This is a genomic window from Shewanella sp. Shew256 (assembly GCF_002196695.1).
Lineage (GTDB): Bacteria > Pseudomonadota > Gammaproteobacteria > Enterobacterales > Shewanellaceae > Shewanella > Shewanella mangrovisoli.
The window spans coordinates 1-786 of record NZ_NAJR01000054.1 but is presented as its reverse complement, the minus strand read 5'-3'; the positions used below and the strand labels follow the sequence as shown (position 1 = coordinate 786).

The 786-nt window shown below is 47.2% G+C and carries 1 protein-coding gene; it reads right to left on the bottom strand.

Going from position 1 to position 786, the window contains the following annotated elements; all coding sequences use genetic code 11:
• Positions 1-227: 227 nt before the first annotated feature.
• Positions 228-560 (bottom strand): quaternary ammonium compound efflux SMR transporter QacG2, encoded by a 333-nt coding sequence (qacG2, locus tag B5P39_RS24385; RefSeq protein WP_003830719.1) that lies wholly within the window; start codon positions 558-560, stop codon positions 228-230.
• Between the last annotated feature and the right edge of the window lie 226 nt (positions 561-786).

Genomic DNA, 786 nt, shown 5'->3' with positions numbered 1-786 from the left:
AAAAGCCAGCCTTTCATGATATATCTCCCAATTTGTGTAGGGCTTATTATGCACGCTTAAAAATAATAAAAGCAGACTTGACCTGATAGTTTGGCTGTGAGCAATTATGTGCTTAGTGCATCTAACGTTTGACGTGAGGGGCCGCCGTAGCGGCGAAGCCGCGAAGGGAACCCGCAAGCGCAGCTTGTGGGCGGTCCCTCTCGACGGAATGGTTAGATGCGACCGTTTTAGTGAACACTTGCCTTAGATAGCAAGTTGAGCACAGCAACGCCGCTGATAATGAAGCCGACACCAACAAATCCCCACATATCTAGTTTTTGACCATGCAAAACCCATGCAATCGCAGTGACCAAGACGATCCCGAGGCCCGACCAAACTGCGTAGGCGATTCCAACAGGAATCGATTTGAGTGTCAGCGACAGGAAATAAAAAGCAGCAGCGTATCCCGCTACGACGATAAAAGACGGTACTAACCTAGTAAAGCCCTCACTAGACTTGAGCGCAGAGGTTGCAATGACCTCAAAAATAATGGCCGTAGCCAGAAATAACCAATTTTTCAAAATATTTCTCCATGGAGTTCCGCGAAGAAATTTTAGGTTCGATTTAAGAAAAAAAACAGTCTTGTTGCTGGCCGAAATTTGTGCGCACAGCAAAGCATCTAACTTTGTTTTAGGGCGACTGCCCTGCTGCGTAACATCGTTGCTGCTCCATAACATCAAACATCGACCCACGGCGTAACGCGCTTGCTGCTTGGATGCCCGAGGCATAGACTGTACAAAAAAACAG